The organism is Deinococcus sp. AJ005, assembly GCF_009017495.1.
Classification (GTDB): Bacteria; Deinococcota; Deinococci; order Deinococcales; family Deinococcaceae; genus Deinococcus.
Genome location: NZ_CP044990.1, coordinates 1,093,826 through 1,118,791, shown reverse-complemented (window position 1 = coordinate 1,118,791; position 24,966 = coordinate 1,093,826). Strand labels below are relative to the sequence as shown.

Genomic DNA, 24,966 nt, shown 5'->3' with positions numbered 1-24,966 from the left:
TATGCCAAATTTAATTCCTGACGCTTATCCAGATGAGCTTCTGTATAGTGTTCTAGCTCGATATAGCTCTAATCTTCAGATTACCTATACTCAGACAATACGTCATGTATTCAGTGGAAAAATTAATAAAGTTGGCTTTCGCCTACCAGCCCATCTGTCTACATTAGTCGAGAATCTACCAAGTTGGCAAGACTATTCTGTAGAAGATCTAATATCACAAAATACACTATTCAGATACTATACAGCATTCACAGTGCCGGACCGTCAATCTGAAATTATGGAAAGAATGAAAGGGTCCGGTAGCGGTTTGCCTGGATTCATGGGCTTAACCATGAGTGGGATTCGAGAGCAGAGCTGGCTCCATATATGTCCAGAGTGCGTCAAAGCTGACACCGAAAGGTATGGTGAGCCATACTGGCATACCGTGCATCAAGCTCCTGGTGTACTGATATGTCCATATCACCTCGACACCGCTCTTCTTCAAACATCTGTCTCCACATCAAGCAAAGTATCAAGCTCACAAATTTTAACAGTTTCGGAACTCCCTCCAACAAAACATGTTACAGCGCAAATTGATCAATTGGGACAAATAGATCATGATATACTAAGAGATATTTCCACTATATCACTTCTACTCATTCAATCACAATGCAATATGCCACACCAAACTTGGGGAACTCTGAAATACCGTGAGAAGATTACTGTCCTGGGATTGATGTCGCCAGGAGGGATGGCAGATAGATCTGGTCTTAAAGAAATGCTTATGAAGTATTATTCTAAATCACTTTTACTCTTATTGGGGTTTAAGGATATGGAAGATCCTTGGAAAAGGATAGCAGGATTAATCTCACCACACGCGAAACGCTCACACACTTTGCAACATATCCTCATGATTCTATTCCTTAAGATTCCGCTTGATGAGTTCTTTAGTCAGCCGCCTTCCATCTCCAGAGTTATCCATCCATTTGGTAAAGGGCCATGGGGCTGCAAAAACTCTTTAAAGAATTTTAGATGCTTGGGAAAGATAAGAGAGATAACTCTCTCTTATCGAAATAAATCATATTTATTCAAATGCGAAAGCTGTGGATATACATACGCAGTTCTTGTCAAAAATTCAATTGAAAAGACAATTGTGTATGACTATGGGGCAATTTGGATTGAAGAACTGATCAAGCTAGTTACTGAATCAGATCGAGATAAAAGCTATATTGCCGATGTTCTAGGTATCAGCGTAACCAAGCTCATGAAAATCTCGAAGTCGCTTGGCAGTGATAGATGGGATTCTCCCCGGTATATGAGAGGCATCTTTGCAAGAGCAGAAAGAAAAGAGGCCGTATCGGGAGAAAGGCGACAGCAAGGGCGTCAGAAAATATTAAACGCCATAACTGTAGAACCCAATATTTCCCGAACACAATTGGCAACTGGCCCCTATAAGCGACATTATGAGTGGCTGATGCGGCATGACCGAGAATGGTTTGATCAACATGTTCCCGCACCACGCCGCCATGTGACAGATTATGCGCGGTTGGCGCAAAAATGGCATGCCATGGATGTCAAAACAGCATTGGAGATTCCAGTGCTTGTTCGCTCTTTGTATTCTTTAGACAACGAGAGGCAAAAAATACGGCAGATCACCAGTCATGAGATAATTTCTCATATAGATCTGCGACATGGAGCATTTCGGACTGGGAAATTACCATTGACAAGCGCAGAGATCAAGAAATTTTCGGAGAGCTTAGAAGACTTTCACATCCGCAAGCTTGATCATCTCGCCATCAGGCTAATGCAAGACGGAAAACTGATAAGTTTTCCTCGGTTTCTCGAAAGTGCATGTATTTTTGGAAGTTATAGAACAGAAAAATTGATGATTGTAGCGAATACCATATATGAAAAATATGTTCACAGCATTAGGCTAGTTACAATTAGAGCAGGAAAAAATATACTTTGAATTCATAATATATTATATGTTGCCAATTAATAGCGCATGGCGAGCGATATACTTATCGAAAAATCTCAATAACCAGTGATAGCAGCTAGCTTAATTTTATAAGTCCTGATTCGAAATCGAAAATCAGATAGGATTGGATATCCTCTTCAAGGAGCGTATTTAACTAAAATGACGAAAACACCAAAATTATATAACTTCTATACCGCTAATCACTTATCTACCCCGTTTAGGGCTTGAGCTGTTGTAGATTTCTCCGCACCCAGACGATAAAAAGTGAGACGATATGGCTAGATATCGTCTCCACCACAGTTTAGCCCGTCGCCGCAATATTCGCACGCTTCACTGCTGGGCCAAAAAGCACTTCAGTGATCAAAAAAGTGTCGTCATCAGAAAATCACCGATGCCATGCTCATCGCTCCGCTGCTGGCACGCTTGATCTACAAGCAGGCGTACCCCTCGGTCTGGTGGAGTGATCTGAGGGCAGACCGTTCCGGTCTGCCCTCGTACACGCAAGCCTTCAACCGGGCCAATCGGCTGCTGGAAACGCAGGAACAGGTTTGTGCCCCTTCCAGACCCTGTGCCGTGGTTTACCTTCCTCAAGCAGCAGGGCATCGCCCCATGTATCCGCTTACGCGCTGACTCAAAGGTAGGTGGCATGCCCGTCTGGGCCTGCTTCAAGAACCTCCAGCACAGCGAATTCAGGATCTGGCACCGCCCGCTGGTGGTCTATGGGGTCAAGCTCCGGGTCTTGGGAACCAAGAACGCAGCAGGCGAAACCTTGCTCCTGGCGTACCGTGGACGCGGAGTCAAGATTTTGGCCCGCTACAGCTTGAGATGGCAGGTAGAAAATCTCCACAGTGCGTTGAAAACACGCGGCTTCAATCTGGAGGATACGGGCCTGACCCGCGCTGAGCGCATCTCGACACTGCTATGAGCAGTGTCGATCTCGTTCATTTGGGCCTGTGTAACCTGAGAGTTTCTGACGCTTCTTTCCCCCATCAGGAAAAAGAGCCATGGCTACGGAGAAGTCAGCGTCTTTCGGTTGGGTCTAGATCACCTTCAGGATCTGCTACTTCACCCTTCGACAACGTCCTGGCGGGCATTGACAAAGCTTATGCCTTGTTTTGAAGGGTAGTCAGGACGTGGCGACGCTCGCTCGAAACCGATCTGTTCGATCCAGGGTAGTTCGGTCTGCCATGTCCTGGCCCACCTACCAACTTACAAGGGGTAGTCAGACTATAGAGGCTCCTGTTCAGGAAAGCCATGCGGGAGGTTAATAGGCTGTAATGGATACAGCATACGGGCTTTAAATATAACTAAGTTGGCCCTATGAGGTTCAATCTTACTCGGGTATCTTATACCTCGAATCGTTCCAAAATCGTGAGCTACCTGACCTAGCATTTGCGTGGGAGCGACAATCTTATTTTCATTTAGTAGTCGCCAGTCTCCTGTTAATTCTTGTAGGTTAGTGCCTAAAATTGCCTGTGTATCAGGATCAGTGAGATCTAAAATACCATCGCATTCTGCTCGCACACTAAAAACGAAATTTGCAACTGTACCTGCTCCTGGGAGTGTTTCTTGGTATATACGATCTTGAGTTACTTCTTTAATTGTTAAATAATCATAATATGAAGTATATAATGCCTCAAAAGTGTTCGCAGTACTATATCTGTTATCGGCAATCATGCTGCCTCTAGTTGATGCTAAGCTATCCAGGAATCTTCCAGCAACGCACCTATGCACGTTATGACTGCTATATTTTAATTCAACTGCTCCCAAAAGACCTATCAAAGTAGCTCTATCATGCATATTTTGTTCCTATTAAGCCTATGGCATTTTCAAGCTTATCCAAGGCGAGCGTTAATGCGAAAGACTCGCCATCTAATATGGCTTTCATCGGAGTTTTCCCATCTATTGAAGGATTGGATATGTAAAACCATTTTGACGCATATAAATCGTCTCCAGTTATTAGTTTAACTCGATCATAGCAATCTACCGTAAATCTTATGATACTAGAATTAGGGTCACTATCTTCAATTTTCATCATGGTTTCTATATCTTTTTGCTCTAATCTAATATCTTTTGAAAGCCGCATATTTAATGAATAAATTGAAGTCGGATTCCAAAAGTCTTGAGCGGCCTCATCGATAGCCACCATAATATTAAGCGTCTTTAGCAAAGCGCCTAGAGTTTTCTGATAGTGTTGAACATCTTCAAAGCTCAGCACGCGTCCGCGTCTATCCTTCAGCCATTTTTCGGCCACCTGATAGCCGCCCACGCGAAAGGCCCAGACTTCCGGTGGCACGTCCGTAAACCACTGTTGCGGGCTGATCATCACCTTGCCCACTCTTTCGTTCGCTTCCGGCGGCGTGAATTTGGGGTAGCCCTTCGCCACCACATTGTCTCCAGCTTTCGGGAAGCCACCCAGTCGGGGGGCCGTTTTTAATAGATGCAGCCCGGCCAGTTCTTTCCCTAGTGCCGCCAGCGCCCGGAAACGCTCTGCCGTATCGGGCAGGGGAATACGCGGAAAGTCCGAGCGCAGGAAGTCTGCGTAGCGCGTGCGGTAGCTGGGGCTGTGTAACACGGTATAAATGTAATGGAACACGTCTTCGGGGGTGTACTTACCTGCGTCGCCGCCCGTTTTGCCGTCCGGGGCAAATTGGAGGCCAATGCCTTTCGACAGCGCTGCCACGAACGCTTTAGACAGATTGGGTGTGCGTCCACTGGCGTCTACGGGAAAGTCAAAAGCATGTAGCCCCAGCCCTTCGGAGGGCGGCGGGTAGAGATAGAGCGGGAAAACATTTACCCCTCCCCGCCTATACATATTTGCATCCATTGGTGAATCCGAGACAGTCACAAGCTGCCATTCGTTTTCCGCTATAGCTGAGCCTTGTCGGCCCACACCTAGACACAAGTTTTCTTGCCCTCCGACGTTATCTTCTAATTCACGGCGCGGATAATCCATCGTCTCCGATCCATAGAGACTCCAACGTGTATCAAAGGGTCTATATGCGACAGAAATGATCTTCTTTTTCCATGCCTTATTGGCTTTGAGGGCTTTACGGGCTGTATCTACTTTCCAATCTCTATTGTTGGAGATGCCAAACTTATCCATAACGACATCGTCAGATTCATCGCCCCTTAAAACATCAATCCGACGCTCAATTTCTTCGCGATCAAAGGCGATAGCGAAATCATCTCGGTGACTCTGAAAGCCCATGACATTGAGTGGTGAAATGGCTGGCAAGCTCCACCCCTGTTCGTACTCCTCTTTCAACGTCTCGTCCTGATCGGCCCACAGATACATCGGCTTGCTTGGCTTTAATTCTGTGTAATTCCCTGTCATCACGTCCTGTTGGGCTAGCCACTTGTATTTACTATCCTGATCTCCCCATAAATCGGCACGGTGAATTTTGCCGTTTCGCGGGCCAGATTCGCCGGGCTTGCGGACAAACAAGCCAATGGCAACGCCCGTGCGGATGTCAAAGACGTTTTCATCTTTACCGCCGTCCGGGGCTTTTTCCTTTTTGTTGGCGTTGCCGTGCAGATCCAGCACATAAATGTCATCGAAGGTGCGGCTCAGGCTCTGGCGCATGCCGCGAAAAGTGGGGTTGTCCAGATAGCCGTGTGGTGTAATAAAGGCGACGATGCCCGCGCCGGTCTGCTCCACACGCCATTGCGCCCAGCGGATGAACTTCACGTAATCGTCTTGCAACCATTTAGGATTGCGTTCGCCCAGCGGTTGGCCGTCCACCTCGTAATAATTACCTTCAATACGGCGGCCCTTCATTTCCTTGCCTTCGATGTCGCGGCGAATACCCTTGAGCAGATCGTCGATCCACTCTTTCTTGTTGGCGCTGTGGCCGCTATAAGGCGGATTGCCCAGCACCACCATGATCGGATAATCGGCCTTGATTTTACCGGCAGCCTGCGCCTCGTCGCTAATGGCGCGGAAGGGGCCGGAAAGTTGCTGAATTTCGTTCTGCGGGTCATCCAGAGTGTTGGTCAAGTACACGTTCAGACGGTCTTTGTCTTTTAGGTGGACGCTCAAAGCCTGACGTTCCTCCTGTTCCTCGGCGGTGGCATCAGGTAAATCCAAGCCGCCCAGCTCCATGCTCAGCTTCAAGTGGGCTATGGCGTAGGGGGCCATCATCAACTCGAAGCCGTACAGGGAGTGAATTAGGTGTTCGCGGACGAAGGCGGGCCACTGTCCGGCGTTCTCGCCCGCCGCGTAGCGCCCCCGCAGCAGCCGGATAATCTGATACAGGAAGGTGCCTGTGCCGGTGGCCGGATCGGTAATTAGTAGGCGTGGGGCACTAAACTGCTGTGGCTGGCCGTCGCTGTCGCTAGTAGTGACTATGGTTCTCTCAGTGTCGCCTAGACCATCTGACAGGCCAAAATCCCGTTTAAGAAGAACGTCTACGCTGCGCACGATGTAATCCACGACGGGAGTGGGCGTGTAATATACGCCGCGCTGCTCGCGCAATCTGGGGTTGTACTGAGCCAGAAAGTTTTCGTAAAAGTAGAAAATTGGGTCTTCTTCGCGCACCTGCGTTCCGAACTCGGCTAGCACCTGCACAATGTCGGCGTGGTTAAGTAGGGCAGCTAGATCATCCACGAATGTAACGTAGGGTTCTTCATCTAACTCTGGGCCAGTCAAGGTGTAGAACAGCTTTTGGAGCAGCGGATTGGTCTTGGGAATATTGCGGGCGGCGTCTTGGCGGATGAAGAGGTCATTGCCAGGATTACGAGAATGCTGGACCCGCGCAGCGAATAGGCCATACGCCAGAGTTTGGGCGTACATATCGGCAAAATCCTCGTTCGTCAGACCTGGCAGCATGGTTTCGCGAAAGGAATTCAGTAGATCCTTAAGAGTTTGGCTAGCTTCGTTCTTGAGTAGCACGCTCAATGTCACTTCGCGGATTAGGGCCGTAAGTCGGGCCATGCGGTGCGCGAGGTCGCTAGCTGTGCCAATTTTTAGTGGGGCCTGAGTCGCAAAGCCGTCCAGCACACTACGCAACTTAGTTAGCCCATCTTTATTCCGGTTTAGCTTTTTACCGTCCCAATTGCCCAGCGTAGTCTGCGCGTCCCGCTTATCACCTTTCACGTACCAGCGAAAGTTCAGATAGTCGGTTAGCAATAGGTTGGGCAGGGCGTCGCGGTAGCGCTGAAGCTGTTCCGTCTTCTCGATGTCATCTAGGCTGACGCCCACATCCTTGGCTTCAGCGTAACCAAGTGTGAACGCTATCGCGCCCTCCCCACGAGTAATCAGATAATCGGGCGCACCAAATTTGCCACGTTTGGGTTCGTTGGTGGCCGTGGTGCCAGGTATTAATGCGTCCAGCAAGGCGCTCAACGCAGCTCGGTGGGTATGTTCAGTGGCGTGTCCGGCCTTCAGATCCTTCTCTATACGGTCAAGATAGGTAGTAATGGCAGCCTTGGCATTCGCATCGCTGGGTTGGGAAGAAGGGGGCATGTTCCCGCAGTTTACGCTGCTTGAGTCCCTGGAACAGTCAAACTTGCGAATCGCCATAACTGCCGTACTCTTTTAATGCAGCAGGCGAGACCTTGTTCCTGGTGTACTAGGGACGCGGGGGCAGGAATTTGGCCCGGTACAGTTTGAGATGGAAGACCCTAAATCTGCATAGCGCTTTCAATACACGAGTCTTCAATCTGGAGGACACCGGATTGACCCGCGCTAAGCGCGTCTCGGCCCTGCTCACCGCAGTGTCGATCTCGTTCATCTGCGACTGTGTAATCGGAGAGGTTCTGGCGCGTCTTTCCCCATCAGGAAAAAGAGCCATGGCTACGGAGAAGTCAGCGTCTTCCGGTTGGGCCTGGATCACCTCCAGGATCTGCTGCTTCACCCTTCGACAGCGTCCTGGCAGGCATTGGCAAAGCTCACGCCTCGTTTTGAGCAGCTGTCTTGAATGTCAAGTTCAACAGCAAAAGACCCTGTAAAGGAAAGAACCGATCTCAAGCCAGGCACTCCTCTCGAGTGGGGACGAGCTTCAAAGCTCACCTTGAGACCGGTGAACTCAGCGTACCTCCTGACCAGTTGAATCATCCAGGCGCCGCCTGCCAGGGGAGATCGTCACGCAGCATGGCATTCATACACACCAGGAGTTTCCGCATACAGGCGACTAGAGCGACCATCTTCGGTTTTCCCCGCGCCACGAGCTGCTCGTCATGAGGCTTGATCACGGCATTGTGTCGACAGGCAACGACAGTTGCCATGTACAGCATCGTCCGCACTTCTGCCCGTCCGCCCCACGTCATGCGTCTGCCACGGGACGCGCCACTGTCACGATTGAGAGGGGCCACACCCACCAACGCGGCCACCTGTGTCCGGGAGAGACGGCCCAGTTCCGGTAACGAACTCAGCAGATTCAGTGCCACCACGTCCCCCACGCCTGGCACACTGATCAGCAGCTCATACCGATGTCGCATTGCGACATCGGCCCGCACCAGGACAAGCATTTCGTCCGTGACCTGCTTCGCCTGGAGGGTGAGCAGGGCCAGCACGTCATGAATCTGGACATCAACCCATGCATCCTGGCCGCTCGATAACCGATTGCGCTCTGCCGTCATCATTTGCTTGAGTTGCCGGCGACGACCTGCCAGGGCGGCCAGTCGACGAACCAATTCGTCAGGAAGGGCACGCACTTCGGGCTGCACAGCAGCTGCGAATCGGGCCAGCACCAGCGCGTCAATGCGATCCGTTTTGGCCAGCTTTCCGATCGCTTTGGCAAAGTGACGGACATGCCGGGCATTCACGCTGGTGATCGGCAGATCGGCTGCGGTACACGCCAGGACGAGCGCCCGTTCCAAACCACCCGTCGCTTCACAGACAATCAACTGTGGGGACGATGCTTTGAAGAGCCGCACCAATTGTCGGATGCCTGCAGGGGTGTTGGACACGCGTCGCACGGTGTCCTCGTTGAGGACACCGACATCGAGAAAGGTTTTGCTGACGTCCACGCCGACAAACGTACTGGAATTCGCCATAGCGGTCCTTTGGGACGTGTTCCGGCGGTCGCCAACCTTGCTGAAACGAACTCTGGGTTCTGGCAGCTGTTCGGGTTTCGGGCCGGGACAGGGGGACATGGCGACGCTCGCTCAAAACCGATCTGTTCGATCCAGGGTAGTTCGGTCTGCCATGTCCTGTCCCACCTACCAACTTACAAGGGGTAGTCAGAGCAACGGCATAGCCACGAGTCGCCGCTCTCCCATCTGGTGAAGAGTCAAGAACCTCAACTTGGGCTGCCACACCTGAGTCCTATCTCTGATCTACAGCCCGACATCATCTTCCCGTGTCATCAATAATGCCCTGGAAACTACTGAGCCGTGCATCGATTCGTAACGTTGGCAGTGCAGCGGTGTCGCTCCTGGCGGGGGATCCGACCTCCGGGGCGCTACCGACTTACGCTCGGATCAGTAACTATTATTCAGGAACTTAACTATTATTTTCCAGCACGCATCCGCGACGGCTTTAACCGCGCCGGGCTGGCCCACCTGATGGCATTGTCGGGGCAGAACGTCGCGCTGATCACGGTGGTGCTGATCTGGATTTTCGGCTGGTTCGGCTGGCCTCCGCTGTGGCGTTACGGTGTGCCTGCCCTGTTGCTCATGCCGTATCTGGTCCTGGTGGGAGTATCGCCCAGCATTACCCGCGCGGTGATCATGGGCTTGACCGTACTGCTGGCACTGGCGCTGGGGCGTGGGCGGCCCGATCCTTACGGCCTGATGGCCCTGACCGCCACGGTCTGCCTGCTGCTGTTCCCGCTATGGCTGCTGGACATCGGCTTTCAACTGTCGTTTCTGGCAGTACTAGCGCTCACGCTGTCTCTAAAGGCAGCGGGCAAATTGCCGGAGCGCTGGCCGCTGTGGCTGCGGCTGGCACTGGTGGCCACCGTGCTGGCCGAGTTCGGCACCCTGCCCGTCATTGCCGCCACCTTCGGGCAGATGCCCCTGGTGGGCCTGCCCGCCAATCTGGCGGCGGGCGTGGTGATGACCGCGCTGGTGCCGCTGGGCTTTTTCGCCGGGCTGCTGGGGCCAGCGGCCATTCTGGTCAACTGGCTGGTAGGCCCGCTGGCCGCCCTGTTGCTGGGCATCGTGGAAACCTTCGGGCAGGCCCCGGTGCTGACCTGGGGGCAGGTGTCGCCCGCCGGATTCGTGGCCTACGCGGTCTGCGCGGGCGCAGGCGTGCTGTGGCTATGGGGCCGCGTGCGCTTCCGGGCGGTGCTGGGCGTGGTGATGGTCTGCACGGTACTGACCCTATTGCCGGGGCGACTGCACCCACCGCGCGAGATGGTGTTCGTGGACATCGGGCAAGGGGACTCAACTCTCATTCGCCTGCCCCACCTGACCGTGCTGGTGGACGCGGGCGGCTCGGTGAACAGTGATTTTGATGTGGGAGGCAAGACCGTGGTTCCCGCCCTGCGCGCGCTGGGAGTACGGAAAATCGACGTCATCATTGGCACCCACGCCGATACGGACCACATTGAGGGCATCAGCGGCGTGCTGCGCGCCCTGCCCGTGGGTGAACTGTGGATCGGCCAGCGCAAGACCGACGATCCGGTGCTGACCACCGTGCTGACCGTGGCAAAGGAGGAAGGCGTACCCGTCCGCGAGGCCCGGCGCGGCGATCAGATCGCTTCGGACGGCGTGACGCTGACCGTGCTGTGGCCCACCGGCAAGGTCTGGAGTACCGAGGACAACGAGAACAGCGTGGCCGTGCGCCTCCAGTCTGGCGCGTGGTCCACCGCCATTCTGGGTGACCTGCCCGATCCTGCCGAGAATTATCTGGGCCTGGGCCACCTGAGCCTGCTGAAAGTCGCGCACCACGGCAGCCGCTTTTCCACGGACGAGGCATTGCTGCAAGAAACCACGCCCACCGACGCCATCATCAGCGTGGGCCGCAACACCTACGGCCACCCCAATCCAGAGATGCTGGGGCGATTGGGGGCGGCGGGCGTCAAGGTCTGGCGAACCGATCAGATGGGGACGATCCGCTGGCCGATTCCATAAAACACTGCTCTATCCGATTTCCACCCGCCCTCCCATCCGCGCCGAGGCGAACAGGGCGTCCAGCACCCGCGCGTGCCTCACGCTGTCCTGGGGCGGATACAGAGCCTCTTCCTCGCCCAGCACCACCTGCTGAAAGTGTTCCACCATCGCGGCGTAGGCGTTGAAGGGCGGGAACTCCTCCTCACGCACCCCGGCGGCGTCGGTGACGGTGAACGACACGGGCGAGTGGGTGTTGCTGTGGAACACGCCGTTCATGTCCAGCGTGCCGCGCGTGCCCAGGATGGTCAGGCGCTGGGGGGCTGGCTCGGCCCAGTCGAAGGCGCAGTCCACCCCTGCCAGCACCCCCGGATACTCCAGCACGCCGCTGAGGCCCAGGTCCACATTCCCTGGTGTCCAGCGGGCGCGGGCGACGGCGGCAGTGGGTTCGCCCAGCAACAGGCGCACCAGATTGACCGTGTAGGTTCCCACATCGAACAGCGCCCCGCCGCCCTTATCGGCCAGCCAGCGGAAGTCATCCGGGTTGTCCAGCGAAAAACCAAAAGCCGCCCGCACGGACCGCACCTCGCCCAGTTCGCCGCCCTGCACGAGCTGACGCAGCCGCGTGATATGCGGGTGAAAGCGGTAGGCAAAGGCTTCGAGCAGCACGCGGCCCGTCTCCCCTGCCGCGTCCGCCAGTTCCTGCGCCTCGGCGGCGTTCAGGACCAGGGGTTTCTCGGTCAGAACGTGCTTGCCCGCGCGCATGGCGGCCAGGGACCAGGGTAGATGCAGGTCGTTGGGCAACGGGTTGTATACCGCGTCCAGATCGGCATTCAACACTTCCTGGTAGCCGCCTACGATGGGAACGTTCCATTCCTCAGCGAAAGCCCGCGCATGTTCGGAGTGGGGATCGCGCACGCCCAGGGCCACCACCTCTCCGCCGCTGGCCCGGATGGCCGGAATCAGCGCCCGCGCAATGCGCGCCGCGCCCAGCAGGCCCCAGCGAAGGCCCGAGCCTGAACGAGCAGCCGTTGTCCCAGAAGTTGTCATGGCTGAGCATGACACGGCGGCGGGCAGAGGTTGAGCCTGCCGTATTACCGCCTGTTTAGCAGATACACCTTCGGGTTGTGCCCACCGCTGGCCACCTGAAGCAGTTCGCGGGCGCTCCACTGGGTTGAACCTTCCAGCAGACCTTCGAACAGCCGGATTTCGTGGGTGATCACGGCCAGACGGCCCTGACGGCTCAGCAGGCGGTGCATCTCCTGCAAGAAGACCGGGTACAGCGCCGCGTTGCCGCCGTGCGTTCCCACGGCGTCGCCCCACGGCAGGTCCGCCACGATCAGGTCAAAGGAGCGCGCAGACAGCCCCGTTTGCAGGGCGTCGATGCGCGCCACCTCAATGTTGCGCCCGGCAGCCGCGATGTTGGTCTTGGCGCAGTCCACAGCCGATTGCTCGATGTCCACGCCCACCAGCGCGTCGCAGGGTCCCAGCAGGTCGCGCTCGATCAGCAGGGTGCCGCTGCCGCACATCGGGTTGAAGATCCGGTCCACGTCGCGCTGCCCGGCCAGTTTGTGCGTGGCGTAGGCCAGCGTGGCGTTCAGACCGCCGTGCATGTTGCACTCGCGCCAGGGCCGCGCGCTCAGGGGTTTGGGCGTGGTGCGGGCCAGCACTTCCCAGCCGGGGCCATCCTGTTCAGGGCGCAGGCGGATGAGAAGTTGGCCGTCCTCGGGGCGAAAGGGGATGTCCAGCGCGTTCTCCAGTTCCTCAGCCAGCCGCTGCATCACGCTGGATTCCTTGCCCGCCGCGCCCAGCCGGAAGGAGGTATGCCCGCCCACGGCGATCACCTGACGCAGAAAATCGGTCAGCTCCCCGAGTTGCTGGTTCCCCAGCAGGCCACGCGGACGGGGCACGTCCCAGGCGCGAATCCGGTAGGCGGCCAGCGCCGAACGCAGCCGGGTCAGGCGTTCGGGATCGCCGGGAAACCAGAAGCGCAGGCCCCGGATATCGCGGGCCAGCGGCACTGTTGCCAGTTCGGTGGCGGCGACGTGTTCCAGACCCGGCAGCACCTCCAGCTCGTATTCGTGGGCGGGCTGGCGGGTGCGGTAATCGGTCTTGGGACGACTTTTCCTCTTCCCGGCGGGCTGAAATCGGTCTGTTTGGGGGCGAGGCATAGCAGGGCAGTATAGCTCTCCGCAGGGGTAGGATGGAGGTTTGTGTTTGACGGTGGAATTGGCGGCAGTCGGAGAGCGTCTGACCGTCTAAAGGTCAACAAGTCTAACCGCTAAAATGTTACATGGCACTGGCGGTCAGACCGTTCGATAGTTTGACGCCACCCCCCCCACCGACAGGCGTACAATCCGGGCCGCGTATATGACCCGGCCCTCCGCCCCTGACCCGCGTTTTCCGAAACCTTCCGCCTCCGGGCTGCGGCGCAAGCCCCTGCTCTCGCGGCTGCGGCCACCACAACTGATCGCTTTAACCTTTGCACTGGCCATTCTGGTGGGAGCCGGGCTGCTGCTGCTGCCGATCAGTCTGGAGCCGGGCCAGAGCATCCGCCCGATTCAGGCGCTGTTCATGGCCACCAGCGCGGTGTGCGTAACCGGGCTGGGCGTGGTGGACGTGGGCACCACCTTTACCACCTTTGGCGAGGTGGTGATGCTGCTGCTGATCCAGATCGGCGGGCTGGGGCTGATCACGCTGGGCACGCTGTTTGCCATCGCCCTGCGGCGGCGGGTGGGCATCGCGGACCGCATTCAGGTGGCGCAGCAGGTCAGCGCCGTCGAACTGGGCGGCGTGGTCAAGCTGGTCCGCACGATTGTCCTGAGTTCGGTGCTGGTGGAACTGGCCGGGACCGTGCTGCTGTCCACGGTCTTCGTGCCGGAGGAAGGGCTGGGGCGCGGGCTGTACTTCTCGCTGTTCCACGCGGTCAGCGCCTTCAACAACGCGGGCTTCAGCCTGTATTCCACCGGCCTGACCGGCTTCGTGACCAACCCGATCATCAACCTGATCATTCCGCTGCTGATCGTGCTGGGCGGCATGGGCTTTCTGGTGCAACTGAACGTGCTGGCCTACCTGCGGGACCGCCGCCGCAACCGCTTGAACTCCAACAGCAAACTGTCGCTGACCATGATGGCGGCGCTGCTGGTGATCGGCACCGTCAGCTTTGCCGTGCTGGAATGGAATAACCCGGCCACGCTGGGCACGCTGCCGCTGGGCGACAGGTTGCTGGCCGCGTTGTTCCAGGGCGTCACGCCGCGTACCGCCGGATTCAACACACTGGATTACAGCACCATGCACTACGGCACCCTCTTTTTCACCATCCTGCTGATGTTTATCGGGGCCAATCCCGGCTCCACGGGGGGCGGCATCAAGACCACCACCTTTTACGTGATGATGGCCTCGGCATGGGGCATGGTGCGCGGGCGGCACGACACCACGCTATTCAGGCGGCGCATCGGCACCACCACGATTCTACGGGCCATGACGGTGGGCCTGCTGAGCCTGGGGCTGGTCAACCTGGGCTTTTTACTGATGCTGCTGCTGAACACCAACCCGGAGGTGAAGTTCGTGCAACTGTTCTTTGAGACGATCAGCGCCTTTGCCACCGTGGGCCTCAGCATGAACACCACCCCGCTACTGAACTCCAATCAGGAAGTCGTGCTGATCTTTCTGATGTTCCTGGGACGCATCGGTCCGCTGACCGTCGCCGTCGCCTTCAGCCGCCCGGACTCGCGGACGCTGGTGCGCTACCCGGCAGAGAACGACATTCTGATCGGGTGAGTGTCAGTGGGTTGTGGGAAAGGAGAGACACCCACGCTCGCCTCTGTGTGGTTAGACGGTGAGACCCTCAGACGGTTTGACATCGTTCCTGTTTGACCCCCCACCCCTGGCCCCTTAGACTGCCCTCTCCTGTGAACCGTCGCCCCGCCGCCCTGCCCCGCCGCGCCCTGAGTGCCCGCCTCACGCCCGCGCAACTGCTGGCGCTGGTCTACGCAGCGGGCATCCTGATCGGTACGGGGCTGCTGCATCTGCCGGGCGTTCAGCGGGCCGGGGCCACAGCTCTGGACAGCGTGGAGCTGCTGTTCACAGCCACCAGCGCCATCTGCATCACCGGGCTGGTGGTGGCCGATACTGGCGAGGCGTTCACGCGGCTGGGACAGGTCATCATCATCGTTCTGGTGCAGATCGGCGGGCTGGGCATCCTGACCTTCGGCACGCTGTTCGCCTTTTTGACGGGCAGGCGGCTGAATTTCAGCGAGCGGCAGGGACTGGTGGCGCAACTGAACGCTCTAAGCGTGGGTGGCGTGCTGCCGCTGTTGCGGGCGATCCTAACCTACACGCTGGTCACCGAACTGGTGGGCACGGTGCTGCTGTCCCTGCGCTTCGTGCCGCAGTACGGGCTGGGCGAGGGATTGTATCAGGCGGTGTTTCACGCGGTCAGTGCCTACAACAACGGGGGCTTCGTGGTGCTGGCGGGCGGGATGGCCCCGTATGCCAGTGACCCTCTGGTCAGCCTGACCATCAGCGCGCTGGTGATTCTGGGCGGACTGGGCTTTCTGGTGCAACTCAATTATGTCTCGCACCTGATCAACCCCCGCAAGAACCGCCTGCTGGTCTACAGCCGCCTGACCGTGCTGACCACGGGCGTGTTGCTGGCGCTGGGCACGCTGGTGGTTTTGCTGCTGGAATGGCAGAACACCAAAACGCTGGGAGCGCTATCCACACCGGGAAAATTTCTGGCCGCGTTCTTCCAGAGCGTGACGCCGCGCTCGGCAGGCTTTTCTACCGTGGATATCGAGAGCATGAACACCGCCAGCATCTTCGCCATTATCGGGCTGATGTTCATCGGCGCAAACAGCGGCTCCACCGGGGGGGGTATCAAGACCAGCACCTTCGCCATTCTGGTGGGCAGCGCCTGGAACATGGTGCGCGGGCGCGGCGAGCTGATCGTCTTTCAGCGGCGGGTGCTGAACGAGAACGTGGTGCGGGCCGGGAGCATCACGACGCTCTACACGCTGCTGGTGGCCGGAGCGTTCTTTCTGCTGCTGGCTACCAACCCCAAGCTGGGCTTCACACACCTGCTGTTCGAGACGGTCAGCGCCGCCGCCACCGTGGGCCTGAGCATGAACACCACCCACCTGCTCAACGATCCGGGCCTGCTGATCCTGACCGCGCTGATGTACCTGGGCCGGATTGGCCCGCTGACCTTTGCCGTGGCCTTCAGCCTGCGCAGCACCCAGAAGCGCAACATCAAATATCCGCCGGAGCGGGATATTCTGGTGGGGTGATGTGGCCCCGGCGGGGCCGTCAAAGGGTCAAGGGTCTAAGAACTGCTCACCTTTTTCCCTTTGACTCTTAGACCTCTCCAACGCACCATCAAATCCCCACCACCCCAAAGGAAACCCCCCATCCCATGAAGACCAAACAATGCCTCGTGATCGGCCTGGGCCGTTTCGGCACCGCCGTCGCCACCACCCTCTACGAGATGGGCCACGAAGTCGTGGCGGTGGACCACAATGAGGAAAACGTGGAACGGGTCATGAATCTGGTGACGCACGCGGCGATCGTGGACGCCAGCGACGAGCGGGCGCTGCGCTCAATTGGCGTGGGCGACTTCGACGTGGTGGTGGTGGCCATCGGCACCGACGTGCAGGCCAACATCCTGGCCACCATGAACGCCAAGAGCCTGGGCGCGTCTTACGTGGTCACTAAAGCGGTAGATGAGATGGCGCGGCGCGTGCTGGAGCGCATAGGCGCCGATCTGGTGATCCGGCCCGAACACGATATGGGTGTGCGGCTGGCCCGCCAGATCGCCACGCCCAACATCGTGGACACGCTGGACCTGGGCGGCGACCACGCCATCGTGGAAATCGAGGCCAACGAGCGCCTGAAGGGCAGCCTGCGCGACCTGAACCTGACCGGGCGTTTTGGCGTGCAGATCATCGCCATCAGCCGCGCGGGCAAGATCGAGGTCACCCCCCGCGCCGAGGACGAGCTGCGCCCCCACGACAAACTGGTGTTGATCGGCACGAGCCACAACATTGACGAATTGAGGCGGTATCTGGGGGAATAGAGTCCCAGGCGCAGAGATCTTTGGGCGTTGGAACCCGTCCAAATAGATCTCAGGGCGGGTTCACTGCTGAACGTTTCCTCCACCCTAGACTCTCTTGGCCGTTGGGGCAGGGGGTAGAGACAGAGTCTCCCCCAGCTACAGATCGCGCCGACTGAAACGCCACATGGCCGCCGCCACGGCCAGCGCGGCCAGCACGGCGGACCACAGGACCAGCGCTACCGGAATCGGGTCCGAGGCGAAGAAGGGGTTGGCCCCGCGCGCCGCCTTGCTGATCTCCAGTAGGCTTGCAGGCTGTAACAGGTAACTGGCCCCCAGCCACAGCGCGTTGGTGGGCATGACCGTGTTGGCGACGCGCCCCAGCGTGGTCAGGATCGGCGTGTCCGAGAGAGTACCAATGGCACTGAGGATGCCCCCGGTGAAGCCCGCGCCATACAGCACGAACACGCCGATGCCGTTGGCGAGGGTGGTAAACAGCGTGCTGCCCAGTACCGTCAATCCGGTGAGCAGCGTGACCGAGAGCAGAATCAAGCCCAGGGCCGGGGCTGGGGCCGGGGGCAGGTAGCCGGTAATGGCGTACACACCGATGAGCAGTGACGTTCCCAGCAGGGCCACGTACACCACATTGACCACCGTGAAGCCGATCCAGCGCCCCAGCACCAGTTGCGCGCGGCTGATCGGGCGGGCGATCACGCTCTGCATCACGCCGTTCTCGACGTCGCCGCTGACTGCGCCCACGGTGGACAGCACCGACATCAGCGCGCCCAGGAAATACACCAGATACATGCCGAACATGGCCGAGTACATCACGGGCACGTTAGATAGCCCCGTGGTGCTGCGCCCGTCCAGCCCGGCGTTCACGGCCCGCTCGTCCAGATTCATTTCCAGGCGGTAAATGCCGTACAGGTAAAAGCCGATAAACAGCACACTGAGGACCAGCAGCACGCTGACCAGCCGCTTGCGGACGGCCTCGCGCAGAGAGAGTTCGGCAATGAGCAGGGCGTTACGCACGGACGGCCTCCGGGGCAGGGGTAGAGGCGGGCGCCGGGCGGTCTTCGATCAGCTCCAGGAACATCGTTTCCAGGTCCGGGCGGCGCGGGGTCAGGGCGTACAGGCGTGCACCGCTAGCGTGGATGGCGTCGGCCACCGCAGGCACAGCGTCCCCGTGTTGCAGCCACAGCTCGATCTCGGCGCGTCCGGGGGTCTGGGTGTCGGTATGGCGAACCTCGCCCAATCGGGCCAGCGCCTCCAGCAACCCAGGCTTGATGACGTCCACCCGGATACCCACCGGAATCACGCCGCCCATCAGTTCCTGCATGCTGCCCTGCTGGAGGACCCGGCCCTCCTTGACGAAGGCCACGCGGTCACAGACCTGTTCCACCTCCGACAACAGGTGGGAGTTGAGGAAGACAGCCACGCCATTGGCCCGCAATCCCTCAATGATCTCGCGCACTTCCACCCGGCCAATCGGGTCCAGGGCGCTCGTCGGCTCGTCTAAAAAGACCAATTCGGGCCGCGCCAGGATCGCCCCCGCCAGCCCACAGCGTTGCAGCATGCCCTTGCTGTAACCTCCCAGCGACTCGCCGCCGCGCCCGCCCAAGCCCACGGTTTTCAGCACCTGTGGAACGCGGACGCGCAGTTCATCGGCCTTCATTCCGGCCAACCGTCCGTGAAAGTTCAGAAATTCCTCGGCGGTCATCCACGTCTGAAAGCGGAACTGTTCGGGCAGAAAGCCCAGGCGGGCGCGCACGGCAGGATCGGCGGGAGAGCCGCCCAGCACGCGCACCTCACCGCCCGTAGGCAGCACCAGCCCCAGCAGCATCTTGACCGTGGTGCTTTTGCCCGCGCCGTTCGGTCCCAGGAAGCCGAAGACCTCGCCGGGCAGCACGTGCAGATTCAGGCCGTCCACCACGGCGCGGCCTTTATAAACCTTGCGGAGTTCATGGGTTTCGATGATTGCGGGAGGGACGCTCATGCGGGCAGCATAGAGGCGCAGGCCCTCGGGCGCGTGCGCTGAAAGTTGCAGTTGATACGTTGCAGTTGATACGGGGAAGCTGGATGACGGCTGGATTCTGGGCCGAAGTATCGTTCGGGCAGCCCCACCCCCCCTGCCCCCTGGGGTAGGGGGCAGGGGGAGCTAGCGTTGCACTGGGCAGGGGTTCTCGGACTTTGGAGGCGGCAAGGGGCGGCAGTATCCGGTTCTGATGCCCCGCTTCGTCACGCTGAATGCGGCCCGTCCGCTTCGCGCCCGACGGCCTTCGGGTGCTGTTTCGTTGGGTGTTGCGGGTATTGAATAGGGCAAGGAAGGACGCTCGGCTTTTTGCTCCTCCCCCATGCGGGCGAGGCCGGGACTCGTAGAGCTGCGCTAGCAGAGGGGGGTGGCGGGCGAAGCACTCCCTCGTACATCTACCCCATTCACCATGACGCGTAGCAAGCGTGGGCGGGGACTGACGCAACCTCGTAACGGCAGAAGGCCACCCACACCAAGCCTGCACTTCTCCAAAACCGCCCCACCGCCCCCGTGCTAGCCTCCCGGTCATGCCAGAGCTGGACAGAACCGAGCCGCATCCTTCCAACGCGCCCGTGACCCCCGCACCGCTGTTTGGGACGGCAGTGGTGGCTGGAGTGGGACTCATCGGCGGCAGCGTGGCGATGGGCCTGCGCCAGCGCTTTCTGGCCCGCCATGTGATCGGCATGGACGCCAGCATGGACGTGCTGCGCGAGGCTGAGGCGCTGGGGCTGGTAGACGAGATACGGCCCACGGCGGGCGAGTGGCTGCGCGACGCCGATCTAGTAATTCTGGCCGCCCCCATGCGCGCCCTGATTCCGCTGGCCAACGAGCTGGCCCCCTTCCTGAACCCGGCTGCGCTGGTGACCGACGTGGGCAGCGTTAAGGGCGGAATTGCCGCCGAGATGGAGCGGCTGAAGGTCCGCAACTTCGTGGCCGGGCACCCGATGGCGGGCAGCGAACGCGGTGGGGTCACCCACGCCAACGCGGCGCTGCTGGAAAACGCCGTGTGGGTGCTGACCCCCACCGATCAGACCCCGCTGACCGCCCTGAGCCGCGCCCGCACGCTGGTGGAGGGGCTGGGGGCCGCCCCGGTGGTGATGCCGCCCGACGCGCATGACGCGCTGGTGGCCACCGTCAGCCACCTGCCGTATCTGGCCAGTCTGGCGCTCACGCACATGGTGGCCCGCGACGAACGCCTGAGTCTGCTGGCTGCCGGGGGCTTCCGCGACCTGACCCGCGTGGCCAGCGGCGATCCGCGCATGAGCCGCGACATGGTGGTGGAAAACAAGGCAGCGCTACGCGAAGCGCTCCGGCGCTTCCGGTATCAGCTAGACCGACTTGAGGCCGATCTGGAGGAACCGGAGGAACTGCTGGCCGCCGCCCACGAAGGCAAGCGTACCCGCGACAGCCTGCCCGTGGTGCGCCGCAGCCTGCTGCCGCAGAAATACGATCTGGTGGTGGCCGTGCCGGACAAACCCAACCAGATCGGCATCGTGACCCAGACGCTGGGCGCAGCAGGGGTGAACATCAAGGACATCGAGGTGCTGGCGATCCGGGAAGAAGGCGGGGCACTGCGCCTGGGGCTGGAATCCGCCGAGGCGGTAGCAACTGCGACGGGAATTCTGCGCGGAGCGGGCTTTGAGGTGCGTGGGCGAGGCTGAGGCGGGGCCTTGTGGATGACCCCACCGGAACGCCGACGCGTCCAGCAAATCCTCTAGACTGCGTTCAGCACACGCGTGATTTCATATGACCCAGATTCGTTTCCCCCTCCCTGCCGAGCCGGAGCCGCAGCCTTTACCGCGCCCACCGGAAGGTCTTGAATTCGACCTCGATTTTGAGGAGCTTGTCCCTCCGTCGGAAGCCGAATCCACCACGACGGGCGGAACACCGCACAAGCTGACGGCCATCGACCTGTTCCGGGGACTCACTATTCTGGAAGTGGTGGCCCACCACACTTCCGGTCTGGCGCTGCGCTACGCGGTGCCCGATACGCTGAGCTTCCTGCTGCTGCAACTGATCAACCGCACGCTGCATTTTGCCGTGCCTGCCTTCGTTTTCCTGTCGGCGGTGGTGCTGACCCGCAGTCTGCTGAAAAACTTCAGGCCGGGGCGCTATTTCTTCCGGCGGGTCACACGTGGGGCATGGCCTTACCTGCTGTGGTCTGGGCTGTACATCGCGTGGTACGTGTGGACCGGACAGCGCCCGGCATCGACGTTGACCGATCCCGACAAGTGGCTGTTCTACCTGCAATACGGCAAGGCCAGTTACCACCTGTATTTCCTGCTGGTGGCACTGGAAGTGTATCTGGTGATCCCGCTGCTGCTGCCGCTGGCCCGCCGCAGACCGCCCATTGTGCTGGCCCTGCTGATCGGCGCGGCGCTGCAACTGGGCGTCTATGTCCTCAACCGCGAAGTTCTGCGGCTGCCCTTTCCGGCCAGCACGGTGCTGTGGTACATGCTGCCAGTCACGGTGGGCGCGGCGGTGGGCGCACGCCTGGACGAATTCCCGGCGTGGTGGCGCAGGAACCGGGTGTTTCTGATCGCTGGGGCGGCCCTAGTCTACGCGCTATACCTGCCGCAGGCGCTGGCCTACGTGCGGGGCGAACCAGTGGTGCCAATGGTGTATTCCAGCCTGAGCTGGGCCTACACCACCCTGATGGCCCTGATCGTGCTGGGGGTGGCCTACAGCCTGCAACGCTTCGCCGGGGCGTGGCGGGTGGCCCTGGGCATCATCGGCATGTTCAGCCTCCAGATCTACCTGATCCACCCGGCCATCCTGCAAACGCTGGAAACCATGCACGCGCCAGGCGGCGACCCGCTGGTCTTCGCGCTGACCATCGTGGGCTATTTCCTGGTGTCCCTGCTGCTACCCGCTATCCTGGCGCTGCTGCTGGTAGAGACCCGCCTGAGTAGGCTTCTCTTTGGCCGCTGAGCAGGGGTGGCCAGCAGGCTCCCACCACACCTTGTTTGCCACACCATGTTTGCCAGACCGTGCCGTCACACCGTGTCAGTCCGGCGTCAGGTCAGGCGCGCTACAGTCGGCAACGTTGTGAGTCGGTTACTTTCTTTGATGGCCTTTGTGGCCCTGTCTGTTCTTTCGGGGGCAAGGGCCAGCGTCCCCTCCTACTTTCCGCCCGGCACCCACCCTGCCGGAACCGCGACGGGCACCGGAACCGCTACCGGAGCCGGTTTCTCGTCCGCGTTCCCGCCGGGCACCCTGCCGTCCAACAGCGGGGTGCAGCCGGTGGACTGGCTGCCGCTGGGTCCTGCGGGGCGTGAATCGCTGCTGCGTATTCCCGACAGTTGCACCTACCTGCCCTGCCCGCTGGTGGTGGTCTCGCACCCGCGCAACCAGAGCGCGGCCCGCCTGCGCGACAGCGAAAGCTTCCGGGTGCTGATCGACGCCCTGCTGGATTCACATTTTGCCGTGCTGCTCAGTGGAGACGGCGGCCTGACCACCTGGGGCAGCCCGAGTGCCCTGAAGGAAGTGGGGCAGGTCCACGCGGCGGCTCTCAAGCGCTTTTCCTGGAATGGCCACACCTACGCCCTGGGCCTGAGCATGGGCGGCCTGATGGCGCTGCGCAGCGCCCTGCCCGGCGGCCCCTACCGGGTGAGCGGCGTGGCTTTGATAGACGCCTGGACAGACCTGCGGGTGGCCTGGAGCGCCTCGCCGGCCCGCCGCAAGGAGATCAGCGTGGCTTACGGCACGCAGAGCGAGCCGCCGCCAGGGCTGGACCCACTGATGCAGACCTTCAAAGCGCCGTACCTGCCGCTTTTCGTGGCTGCCAGCGTCAACGACGGCACCGTTCCGGCCCTGACCAACGGCGAACGCCTGTACCCGCACGCTGCCCTGGGGACCAGCGAGTTCGTGTCCTTGACCGGCCCCCACCTGGGCGGCAACCGCTTCACCCCGGACATGGCACAGAAATTGGTGGGCTTTTACAAGCGGCTCGAAGGACGGGTGGCGGCAAAGGCCGTCAAGTAAGAGGAAGTCCAGAAGGCAGAACATCTGAAAGCCGGAAGAGTAGCCTTCAGATGTTCTGCCTTTCACATCGCTGCCGGAATCTCGATGCCGATCAGGTCCAGCGTTTCCTCGAACGCCTGACGCAGACGGGCGACGAGTGCCAGACGCGCCTCACGCAGCCCCTCCTCGGATTGCAGGACGTTGGTGGCGGGCTTGCCTTTCTTATCCTTGGCGTTGTACCACGCGTTAAACGACGTGGCGAGGTCCAGCGCGTACTGGGCCACCACATGCGGCGAGTGGGCACGCACGCTCTGGGCGACGATCTGGGGCAACTTGGCCACCTGCTTGGCCAGGGTCAGATCGATGTCCGGAACCATGTCCCAGTCGGCCCCGGTGCCGTCTATCGCAAATCCGGCTTCCTGCCCCTTGCGGAGAATGTTGGCGGCGCGGACGGCAGCGTACTGAATATATGGGGCGGTATCGCCGTTCAGGGCCAGCGCCTGCTCCCAGCGGAAGTCGATCTTGCGCGTCGGCTCGGCCTTGAGCATAGCGAAGCGGATCGCGCCCAGACCGATGCGGCGGGCAATCTCTCCGGCATCGTCACGCTGTGAGAGTTCGGGGTTGACCTTCGCCAGTTCGGTCAACGCCCGCTTCTGCGCCTCGTCCATTGCCGCGTCTGCGCTGACGGTTACGCCCTTACGTCCGCTGATGGTCTGGCCCTCCAGCGTCACGAAGGCGTAGGACAGGTGAATGCTGCGCTCCTCTTTCTCTGGTTGTTCGGCCACGCCCAGCGACGCCTTGACGATCTTCTGCGGGTGGTCCTGGCGCGAGTCGATCACGTTGATAACTTCATCGGCATGGCCGAAACGCTTCTCGGTGTCAGGCTGGCCATCAGGCGCACTCGTCCAGACGGTCTGGCCCTCGGGATCGGTGGCAAAGGGCTTGAATTTCATGCCCTCGAACAGCCCGAACTTCCAGAACTGGTAGCCCACATCCTTGGCGACGTACATGGCGGTTCCGTCACTGCGGCGCAGCACGACGTTGGATTCTTCCAGATTGGGCATGAACGCCGACACGTCCATCACGAACGCTCCGGCGAATTTGCCTTCGGTGGGGTGACTGGTAAAGGGGCTGCCCTCCAGGATGTTCAGGCCGTGTCCCAGAAAGCCGCTGCCCACCACGTCCGATTCCCAGGCCAGCAGGTCGTAGCGTGCGCCCAGGCGAAAGCAGGTATCCAGGTGGGCGTGGACGACCTTTTCCACTTCCGCGCGCAGTTCCCCGGCTTCCAGACGGTGAATGATGGCGCTGATGCCGGGTTCCAGTTCGGGCTTGGCAGGATCGGCATTGAGGCGCACATAACCCTCGCCCAGCCAGTGGTCGTACTTCTGCACGCCGTCCCACTTCAGGCCATAATGACCCACCGCGAAGATAGATTCGGCGGCCTGCCTGCCCGTATCGTCGATGTAATTCTGCACTTCCACGGTCTGCCCGGCGGCGCGGAAGATACGGGCCATGCTGTCGCCCAGCACAACGTTTCGCAGGTGGCCCACATGCAATTCCTTGTTGGGGTTGACGGAGGTGTGTTCGATGACCACCTTGCCACTCAGACGTGGCATCTCGAAGGGCTTTTCCACCACACCGCGCACGAACGCGCCCACATCCACAAAGAAATTGAGGAACGGTCCCGCCGCCTCCACCTTCTTGATGCCTTCGGGGAGCTTGACGGTCTGGGCGAGTTGCGCGGCGATCTGCGCGGGATTGCCGCCGACGGATTTGGCGATCAGGAAGGCGGCGGGGGTGCCGTAGTCGCCTGCCTTGCCTGCCGGGGTTTCCTGAATGGCGGCGTCTATGCCCGACGCGCCCAGGAGGTGCGCCGCGTCTTCCACCGCCGTTTTGAGTTGTGCCTTGAGGTCCATAACATGGGAGTTTAGGGCAGACGGAGCCTTCACACTCTGGCCCCATCTGTCA

The 24,966-nt window shown here is 59.7% G+C and carries 16 protein-coding genes and 3 pseudogenes; 11 read left to right on the top strand and 8 right to left on the bottom strand.

All coding sequences use genetic code 11. The features are described 5' to 3' along the window. Window position 1: 1 nt before the first annotated feature. The 3 genes and pseudogenes from DAAJ005_RS07275 to DAAJ005_RS19135 form a co-directional block, all read left to right on the top strand. Window positions 2-1,948, top strand: a complete 1,947-nt coding sequence (locus DAAJ005_RS07275; protein WP_151846531.1) for a TnsD family Tn7-like transposition protein — start codon at window positions 2-4, stop codon at window positions 1,946-1,948. A gap of 283 nt (window positions 1,949-2,231) precedes the next feature. Beyond that, window positions 2,232-2,536: pseudogene (locus DAAJ005_RS19140) on the top strand (IS982 family transposase); the annotation flags it as partial. Beyond that, a pseudogene (locus tag DAAJ005_RS19135) lies at window positions 2,532-3,083 on the top strand (transposase); the annotation flags it as partial. The pseudogenes DAAJ005_RS19140 and DAAJ005_RS19135, both read left to right, overlap by 5 nt. Before the next feature lie 101 nt (window positions 3,084-3,184). Here the strand turns inward: DAAJ005_RS19135 and DAAJ005_RS07265 are convergent. Both DAAJ005_RS07265 and DAAJ005_RS07260 read right to left on the bottom strand, forming a co-directional pair. Beyond that, window positions 3,185-3,634 carry an RES family NAD+ phosphorylase gene (locus tag DAAJ005_RS07265; protein WP_192930896.1) on the bottom strand — a complete coding sequence of 150 codons (450 nt, stop codon included), beginning with the start codon at window positions 3,632-3,634 and terminating at the stop codon, window positions 3,185-3,187. Window positions 3,635-3,749: 115 nt separating this feature from the next. Then, window positions 3,750-7,424, bottom strand: coding sequence for a type ISP restriction/modification enzyme (locus tag DAAJ005_RS07260; RefSeq protein WP_192930895.1), 3,675 nt, complete (start codon window positions 7,422-7,424; stop codon window positions 3,750-3,752). Between the two features lie 74 nt (window positions 7,425-7,498). Here DAAJ005_RS07260 and DAAJ005_RS19130 point away from each other — a divergent pair. After that, window positions 7,499-7,878: pseudogene (locus tag DAAJ005_RS19130) on the top strand (IS4 family transposase); the annotation flags it as partial. A 133-nt stretch (window positions 7,879-8,011) separates the two neighbouring features. Here DAAJ005_RS19130 and DAAJ005_RS07255 read toward each other — a convergent pair. After that, a complete protein-coding gene (locus DAAJ005_RS07255) occupies window positions 8,012-8,929 on the bottom strand; it encodes an IS110 family transposase (protein WP_370519793.1) in 918 nt (305 codons plus the stop codon). Between the two features lie 537 nt (window positions 8,930-9,466). Between DAAJ005_RS07255 and DAAJ005_RS07250 the strand changes: the two genes are divergently transcribed. Beyond that, window positions 9,467-10,978, top strand: coding sequence for a DNA internalization-related competence protein ComEC/Rec2 (locus tag DAAJ005_RS07250; RefSeq protein ID WP_255448052.1), 1,512 nt, complete (start codon window positions 9,467-9,469; stop codon window positions 10,976-10,978). Between the two features lie 9 nt (window positions 10,979-10,987). Here DAAJ005_RS07250 and DAAJ005_RS07245 read toward each other — a convergent pair whose 3' ends face one another. Further along, window positions 10,988-12,004, bottom strand: a complete 1,017-nt coding sequence (locus tag DAAJ005_RS07245) for a Gfo/Idh/MocA family protein (protein ID WP_151846525.1) — start codon at window positions 12,002-12,004, stop codon at window positions 10,988-10,990. Between the two features lie 44 nt (window positions 12,005-12,048). Then, window positions 12,049-13,125: a methyltransferase domain-containing protein gene (locus tag DAAJ005_RS07240; RefSeq protein WP_151846524.1), complete on the bottom strand. Its 1,077-nt coding sequence runs from the start codon at window positions 13,123-13,125 to the stop codon at window positions 12,049-12,051. Window positions 13,126-13,324: 199 nt separating this feature from the next. Between DAAJ005_RS07240 and DAAJ005_RS07235 the strand changes: the two genes are divergently transcribed. The 3 genes from DAAJ005_RS07235 (at window position 13,325) to DAAJ005_RS07225 (ending at window position 17,027) form a co-directional block, all read left to right on the top strand. Further along, a complete protein-coding gene (locus DAAJ005_RS07235) occupies window positions 13,325-14,734 on the top strand; it encodes a TrkH family potassium uptake protein (RefSeq protein ID WP_151846523.1) in 1,410 nt (469 codons plus the stop codon). 131 nt (window positions 14,735-14,865) lie between these two features. Continuing rightward, window positions 14,866-16,242 (top strand): TrkH family potassium uptake protein, encoded by a 1,377-nt coding sequence (locus tag DAAJ005_RS07230; protein ID WP_151846522.1) that lies wholly within the window; start codon window positions 14,866-14,868, stop codon window positions 16,240-16,242. A gap of 125 nt (window positions 16,243-16,367) precedes the next feature. Then, the gene (locus tag DAAJ005_RS07225) at window positions 16,368-17,027 is read left to right on the top strand and encodes a TrkA family potassium uptake protein (protein WP_075830279.1); all 660 of its coding nucleotides are present in this window, start codon (window positions 16,368-16,370) and stop codon (window positions 17,025-17,027) included. A 135-nt stretch (window positions 17,028-17,162) separates the two neighbouring features. Here DAAJ005_RS07225 and DAAJ005_RS07220 read toward each other — a convergent pair whose 3' ends face one another. Then, the gene (locus DAAJ005_RS07220) at window positions 17,163-18,035 is read right to left on the bottom strand and encodes an ABC transporter permease (protein ID WP_151846521.1); all 873 of its coding nucleotides are present in this window, start codon (window positions 18,033-18,035) and stop codon (window positions 17,163-17,165) included. Beyond that, a complete protein-coding gene (locus DAAJ005_RS07215; protein ID WP_151846520.1) occupies window positions 18,028-18,999 on the bottom strand; it encodes an ABC transporter ATP-binding protein in 972 nt (323 codons plus the stop codon). Before DAAJ005_RS07215 ends, DAAJ005_RS07220 begins: the two co-directional genes overlap by 8 nt. A 563-nt stretch (window positions 19,000-19,562) precedes the next feature. Between DAAJ005_RS07215 and DAAJ005_RS07210 the strand changes: the two genes are divergently transcribed. From DAAJ005_RS07210 to DAAJ005_RS07200, 3 genes are all read left to right on the top strand, one after another. Then, window positions 19,563-20,696, top strand: coding sequence for a prephenate dehydrogenase (locus tag DAAJ005_RS07210; protein WP_151846519.1), 1,134 nt, complete (start codon window positions 19,563-19,565; stop codon window positions 20,694-20,696). 85 nt (window positions 20,697-20,781) lie between these two features. Continuing rightward, complete coding sequence (locus DAAJ005_RS07205; protein ID WP_151846518.1) at window positions 20,782-21,966, top strand: acyltransferase; 1,185 nt, start codon at window positions 20,782-20,784, stop codon at window positions 21,964-21,966. Between the two features lie 147 nt (window positions 21,967-22,113). Then, complete coding sequence (locus tag DAAJ005_RS07200; protein ID WP_226342622.1) at window positions 22,114-23,019, top strand: S9 family peptidase; 906 nt, start codon at window positions 22,114-22,116, stop codon at window positions 23,017-23,019. A 62-nt stretch (window positions 23,020-23,081) separates the two neighbouring features. Here DAAJ005_RS07200 and DAAJ005_RS07195 read toward each other — a convergent pair whose 3' ends face one another. Next, entirely contained in the window at window positions 23,082-24,914 is a 1,833-nt protein-coding gene (locus DAAJ005_RS07195; protein ID WP_151846517.1) for an arginine--tRNA ligase, read from the bottom strand. Window positions 24,915-24,966 lie beyond the last annotated feature (52 nt).

Bases quoted from the DNA above. Each gene is read 5' to 3' on its own strand.
- DAAJ005_RS07275 (WP_151846531.1), top strand. From the start codon at position 2: ATGCCAAATTTAATTCCTGACGCTTATCCAGATGAGCTTCTGTATAGT.
- DAAJ005_RS07265 (WP_192930896.1), bottom strand. From the start codon at position 3,634: ATGATTGCCGATAACAGATATAGTACTGCGAACACTTTTGAGGCATTA.
- DAAJ005_RS07260 (WP_192930895.1), bottom strand. From the start codon at position 7,424: ATGCCCCCTTCTTCCCAACCCAGCGATGCGAATGCCAAGGCTGCCATT.
- DAAJ005_RS07250 (WP_255448052.1), top strand. From the start codon at position 9,467: ATGGCATTGTCGGGGCAGAACGTCGCGCTGATCACGGTGGTGCTGATC.
- DAAJ005_RS07245 (WP_151846525.1), bottom strand. From the start codon at position 12,004: ATGACAACTTCTGGGACAACGGCTGCTCGTTCAGGCTCGGGCCTTCGC.
- DAAJ005_RS07240 (WP_151846524.1), bottom strand. From the start codon at position 13,125: ATGCCTCGCCCCCAAACAGACCGATTTCAGCCCGCCGGGAAGAGGAAA.
- DAAJ005_RS07235 (WP_151846523.1), top strand. From the start codon at position 13,325: ATGACCCGGCCCTCCGCCCCTGACCCGCGTTTTCCGAAACCTTCCGCC.
- DAAJ005_RS07225 (WP_075830279.1), top strand. From the start codon at position 16,368: ATGAAGACCAAACAATGCCTCGTGATCGGCCTGGGCCGTTTCGGCACC.
- DAAJ005_RS07215 (WP_151846520.1), bottom strand. From the start codon at position 18,999: ATGAGCGTCCCTCCCGCAATCATCGAAACCCATGAACTCCGCAAGGTT.
- DAAJ005_RS07210 (WP_151846519.1), top strand. From the start codon at position 19,563: ATGCCAGAGCTGGACAGAACCGAGCCGCATCCTTCCAACGCGCCCGTG.
- DAAJ005_RS07205 (WP_151846518.1), top strand. From the start codon at position 20,782: ATGACCCAGATTCGTTTCCCCCTCCCTGCCGAGCCGGAGCCGCAGCCT.
- DAAJ005_RS07195 (WP_151846517.1), bottom strand. From the start codon at position 24,914: ATGGACCTCAAGGCACAACTCAAAACGGCGGTGGAAGACGCGGCGCAC.